The 5,283-nt window shown below is 65.4% G+C and carries 6 protein-coding genes and 1 pseudogene; 3 read left to right on the forward strand and 4 right to left on the reverse strand.

Annotation, left to right across the window (positions count from 1 at the left end):
- Positions 1-188 (forward strand): ANTAR domain-containing protein (locus VET27_RS21290; RefSeq protein ID WP_526521604.1); only part of this gene is annotated, 188 nt, incomplete at its 5' end.
- 83 nt (positions 189-271) lie between these two features.
- On the opposite strand, the gene adhP is transcribed toward VET27_RS21290, so the two are convergent.
- On the reverse strand, positions 272-1,342 hold the full coding sequence (gene adhP / locus VET27_RS21295; RefSeq protein WP_526521605.1) for an alcohol dehydrogenase AdhP: 1,071 nt from the start codon (positions 1,340-1,342) through the stop codon (positions 272-274).
- Between the two features lie 294 nt (positions 1,343-1,636).
- Here adhP and VET27_RS21300 point away from each other — a divergent pair, with 294 nt between their 5' ends.
- Positions 1,637-3,523: a pyruvate kinase gene (locus VET27_RS21300; protein ID WP_526521606.1), complete on the forward strand. Its 1,887-nt coding sequence runs from the start codon at positions 1,637-1,639 to the stop codon at positions 3,521-3,523.
- Between the two features lie 60 nt (positions 3,524-3,583).
- On the opposite strand, the gene VET27_RS21305 is transcribed toward VET27_RS21300, so the two are convergent.
- The 3 genes and pseudogenes from VET27_RS21305 to VET27_RS21315 form a co-directional block, all read right to left on the reverse strand.
- Entirely contained in the window at positions 3,584-4,222 is a 639-nt protein-coding gene (locus VET27_RS21305) for a hypothetical protein (RefSeq protein WP_526521607.1), read from the reverse strand.
- A gap of 86 nt (positions 4,223-4,308) precedes the next feature.
- Positions 4,309-4,446 (reverse strand): three-helix bundle dimerization domain-containing protein, encoded by a 138-nt coding sequence (locus tag VET27_RS21310; RefSeq protein WP_526521608.1) that lies wholly within the window; start codon positions 4,444-4,446, stop codon positions 4,309-4,311.
- 178 nt (positions 4,447-4,624) lie between these two features.
- A pseudogene (locus tag VET27_RS21315) lies at positions 4,625-4,756 on the reverse strand (DUF5994 family protein); the annotation flags it as partial.
- A 288-nt stretch (positions 4,757-5,044) separates the two neighbouring features.
- On the opposite strand from VET27_RS21315, the gene VET27_RS21320 reads away from it, so the two are divergent.
- On the forward strand, positions 5,045-5,283 hold a 239-nt coding region (locus VET27_RS21320; protein ID WP_526521609.1), incomplete at its 3' end, for a hypothetical protein.

Raw genomic sequence — 5,283 nt, forward strand, 5'->3', positions numbered from 1 at the left:
GCGAGGGTGAGCAGTTGCAGTCGGCGTTGTCGACGCGTGATCGGATCGGTCAGGCCAAGGGCATCATCATGGAGCGGTTCAAGATCGATGACGTGCGGGCGTTCGCGATGCTGCGTCAGCTTTCGCAGGATTCCAACACCAGTTTGATCGACGTGGCGCAGCGCGTCATCGACACCCGCGGCGAGTGACGGAACCCGCTTCGGCGAGGGCCTTTGCAGAAGACGAACGCGCGCGGAGTGTGAGCGCCAGCCAGTCGGTCGAGGAGGTTGCGTCAGTGCGGGCGGTAGTCGATGACGACGCGGCCCTCGATCTGGCCGCGTTGCATCCGCCCGAACACGTCGTTGATCTCGTCGAGCTTCGCGCTGGCCACCGTGGGGTGGATGAGGCCGCGGGCGTAGAAGTCCAGCGCCTCGACCATGTCCTGCCGGGTCCCGACGATCGAACCGCGGATCGTGAGCCCCTTGACGACGATGTCGAAGATCGGTGCCGGAAAGTCGCCCGGGGGAAGCCCGTTGAAGACGATCGTGCCGCCGCGCCGTGCCATGCCGATGGCTTGGCCGAACGCCTGCGGATGGACTGCGGTGACCAGTACGCCGTGGACGCCGCCGGTAGCCTTCTGCACCTCGGCGACCACGTCTGAGGTGAGGGCGTTGACCGTGACCTCGGCGCCCAGCTTCGTCGCCAGGTCCAGCTTGGTGTCGTCGACGTCGACCGCTACGACGCGCAGGCCCATGGCGCGTGCGTACTGCACCGCGATGTGGCCGAGTCCGCCGATGCCCGAGATCGCCACCCACTGGCCCGGTTGGGTATCGGTGACCTTTAGGCCCTTGTAGACGGTCACACCGGCGCACAGGATCGGTGCGATTTCGAGGGGATCGGCCCCGTCGGGGATGCGCGCGGCGTACGCGGTGTTGACCAGCATGTAGGTGCCGAAGCTGCCGTTGACGCTGTAGCCGCCGTTCTGCTGGCTCTCGCACAGTGTCTCCCACCCGGTGCGGCAGTACTCGCAGCGCCCGCATGCCGACCACAGCCAGGCATTGCCGACCTTGTCGCCGATCTTCAGATCGTCGACGCCGGCTCCGAGTGCGACGACAGTGCCGTAGCCCTCATGCCCCGGGACAAAGGGCGGCTGGGGCTTGACGGGCCAATCTCCATGTGCGGCATGGAGATCGGTGTGGCACACCCCGGAGGTCTCCAGTTTGACCAAGGCTTCGCCGTACCCGGGTGTGGGGATCTCGAGTTCGGAGATCGTCAGCGGTGCGCCGAACTCGGTGACCACGGCGGCGCGCATGGTGTCATCAGTCGTGTCGGACGCCGCGGGGCTGTCGAGATTCTGGGTCATTCTTGCATTCCAATCGTGAAAATGGTTCATGGATAGGGGCTTTGGTCCTCCCGTTGGACCTCGCGTTGGACCTCGCGTTGGGCGAAGCGCCAGCTGACCAGTGCGTGTATGGTTGGGCTCGCTGGGACCATCAGCCAACTCGGAACTAGTCCAGCCTTCGTGGCTGAACGTAGAGCCCTTCCTCGGCGCCGCGCAACGGTTCTGCACCGCAAAGACTTCCGATGTTCACCCCGAGTTCATTCACCTCAGGGCTACCCTGATCAAGCGCCGCCCTACCTACGTTGGAGGACACCCGTGTCGCTCGCCGTTGACCGCATCGGAAACGCCGACGGCGTTGACGTCAGTGGCGGCGACGACGCCGCGAGTGCCCTGTTGGTACGGCTGCTCGCGGCGATGGACGAACTCTTGGTGGATCTGTCCGATGCCGAGGCTGCCTGGTCGCATTCGGTGAGGGCAGTGGCGCCCCAACATCGATTGGGTGCGCGCAACATGGTGCAGTACTGGGCAATCCGGCAGACGGATCTCCGCGGATTGCAGGCCCGGCTTGCCGGGATTGGGCTGTCGTCGCTGGGTCGCAGTGAACCAGACGTGGAGGCGACCCTGCGTCGGGTCCGGTCCGCCCTCGTCGCGATGTCAGGTGGCCTGTGGGAGCCGTTCGCGGGCGGCGCTGAGGGTTCCGAGCAATTGCGGCTGCACGCCGTCGACCTGCTGGGGCCCACGCCACCGGATCGCGGTACTCGCATCATGGTGACCTTGCCGTCCTCGGCAGCGACGGATCCGGATGCGGTTCGCAGACTCCTGGAACGGGGCATGAACATTGCCCGCATCAACTGTGCGCACGACGACGCCGACGCGTGGCGCGCCATGGCCCAGCATGTGCGGGATGGCTGCGCGGCGACCGGCCGAAGCTGCCTGATCGCCGCTGACCTCGCCGGACCCAAGCTGCGTACCGGACCCATCGAGCCCGGCCCTCGATGCGTCAAACTCCGGCCCAGCCGAAACGTTCTGGGTCAGGTGATTGCCCCGGCGAAGGCGTGGCTCGCTCCGTCCGACGGTGCTCTCGATGCGCCCGCTGCCGGGTTGCCGACACTGCCGGTTCCGGCGGAGTGGCTGAGCCGTCGGCGCGACGGCGACGTCATTCACGTGCACGACACTCGTGGCTCGAAACGGCGCCTGGTCATCAAGCGGTTCACCGCAGAGGCCGCACACGATGCCGGCCGATTTCTCGCCACCTGCGAAAAATCGACCTACCTGGCGACCGGCACCGTGCTCTCGGTGGGGCACACCGACGACCCCACCGAAGTCGGTGTACTGCCCGCAACGGAGCAGAGCCTACGTCTTCATCCGGGCGAAACCCTCGTGCTGACAAGGGACTGTGCACCGACAGCCCTCGTCAAGGAGGGAAAGCAGTCCATCGGCTGCACCCTTCCCGAACTCTTCGACGATGCTCGTGTGGGCGAGAAGATCCACTTCGACGACGGCCGCCTCAGCGGTGAGATCGTCGCCGTCGATCGCGACGCCCTCGAGGTGCGGATCGAGCACGCCGCACCGACGGGCTCGAAACTAAAAGCTGCCAAGGGGATCAACGTACCGGATACCCAGCTTTCGGTAGCGGCGTTGACCGCGAAGGATCTCGCCGACCTGTCTGTGGTAGCTGAGATCGCCGATCTGGTCGAGATGTCCTTTGTGCGTGCATCTTCCGATATCGAAGCGCTGCTCGACGCCGTCGGCCGGCTTGGCCGCGACAACGTGGGAATCGTCTTGAAGATCGAGACTCGCCAGGCGTTCGAGCAGCTCCCCCAACTCCTTCTCACCGCGATGCGGTGGCCACGCGTCGGCGTGATGATCGCGCGCGGAGACCTGGCGGTCGAATGCGGCTACGAGCGGATGGCCGAACTGCAGGAGGAGATTCTGTGGCTGTGCGAAGCGGCACACCTGCCGGTCATCTGGGCCACGCAGGTGCTCGAACAGCTCGCCAAGGACGGGCTACCATCGCGAGCCGAGATCAGTGACGCGGCCATGGGCGAGCGCGCCGAATGCGTAATGCTCAACAAGGGCCCCTATATCGACGAGGCCGTCGTCGCGCTCGATGACATCCTGCGACGGATGGTCGATCACCATGACAAGAAGAATTCGCTACTGCGGCCTCTTAATTCGTGGCACGTCGACCCCGCGCTCTGAACTGACCCGGCTCGGTCGCGCGAGACCGCCGCAGCTCACTGTCACAGATGGGAGAGAAGGTCACACGTTTCCGTCCGTCCTCGACAAATCCTCCGACAACTCCCTCGCGGGACCGGAATCTGCCTGCACGCCAGGGTGATCAGCCGTGTTTAGCCGTCCTCTCACGAGCGCCATTCCCATGCCGATGAACGCCAGGGCGGGTCCTGCCTCGGCGATGGCACGCGCGACGGTAGGCAGTCCGGATGCCAATGAAACCAGGACGACTCCCCCAATCAGGCAGACGCCGGTCCACCGAGGCAGAACACCTGCTCGGACAATGGCAACGCCGAACGCAACACCGCCGATCAGCATGATTGCGCCGTGCGCGGTCATCCATGGGCCGAATACCGCGGTGAGGGTCGGATAGTTGGGTGTACCCGCGACGAGCGCGTAAACGACTGTGCTCGTGAAGAATACGTACGCGTAGGCGTAAGCCGCTGCGCCAAACAGGCCTAGCCAACCGATGCGCGGTCGTTGTGCCGCGAAGATGCCGACCACGAAGAGCGGGATGGTCGATTCCCCGAGATAGGTGAGGATGAGACGAGGAGTGGAGAATGTGCCTTGGACCACCTCGACGATATCGGAAATGAGGTACACGGCGGAGAAGACGATCGCCGCGGATCCGACGAGTACACACAAGCGTCTATCGGAGAAGTTCACGTCCCCATTGGACTGCGCGCGTAAGTGGACCGATAGGGCATAAGGTCCGCGGCAGGCTCGTCGACGAGTGGCCAGGTTCGTGTGAGCTAACTCACCGAGGGTGCGTGCATGCGATTACTGACGATGTGTTCGACGAGAATCGGAATGAACGCTTGGACTGGCGCGTCGGAGAACCGTTGGGGCCGACTCGTCGCACCACCGAGCGATGTCGGCCGTACCTTCACCGTCGCCGCGCCCCTCGCGGCGCGCCAGGTTCCCGGCTACCTCGGATACGGATCTGGCAGTGCTGTGCTCGGCCTCGTCATTCGCCCTGAAGGCGCCGACGGCGTGCTCTGACGCCGTGGTCCGTTGTTGGCGCACGGTCTGCTCAGTGGCGTCTGGGGGAATCACGAGGAGCGTCACGTGGCGGCCGTCGCGTCCCACCACGATGACACTGGCCGGCTCATCGGAGGTGAAGCCCTGCAGCGTAATTGGGTGGCCGTCGACGTGGATCTGGGAGGGTGTGTCGCGCAAGGCGTTGACGTGGTAGCCCACCGTTGCTCTTGGCGATCTTCGTCGTCTGCGCGGCGGTGATCTGGGTCGCGGGGGTGAAGTTGTCCGACACCAACGACGTGCTTTCCGAGCGCCTTCATCTCGGTGCGGCCATGGGGGGCGCCATCCTGCTGGCGAACGGAAGCATTGGCGGCATGGATCCCGGCCCGGGCCGCATCGCGCATGAGCCCGGCCGAGGCGATGCGAATAACACCACCGGGCTCCCGCGGCGGGGTCAGTGTCGTGGAACGGCTCGTGCCACCGATCCGCCGCCTCCCAGCCCGCTGGCGGATGACACTGCGGGGTATCACCCGTAACCGCCGGCGCACGGTGCTGACCATCGTCGGCGTCGTGATATCGGTGAGCCTGGTGCTGGTCTTCGCCGGCCTGCGCGACACCGTCGCGAACGTCATCAACCGCCAGTACGGCGGCATCGAACTCCAAGACGCCCAAGTACTGACCACCCCCGGCTCCGCCGATGCCGTGGCGGCCTCCCTACGTGGGGACCCACGCGTCACCGCCGTGGAGCC

Origin of the sequence: Mycobacterium sp. (assembly GCF_035633495.1) — a bacterium.
Lineage (GTDB): Bacteria > Actinomycetota > Actinomycetes > Mycobacteriales > Mycobacteriaceae > Mycobacterium.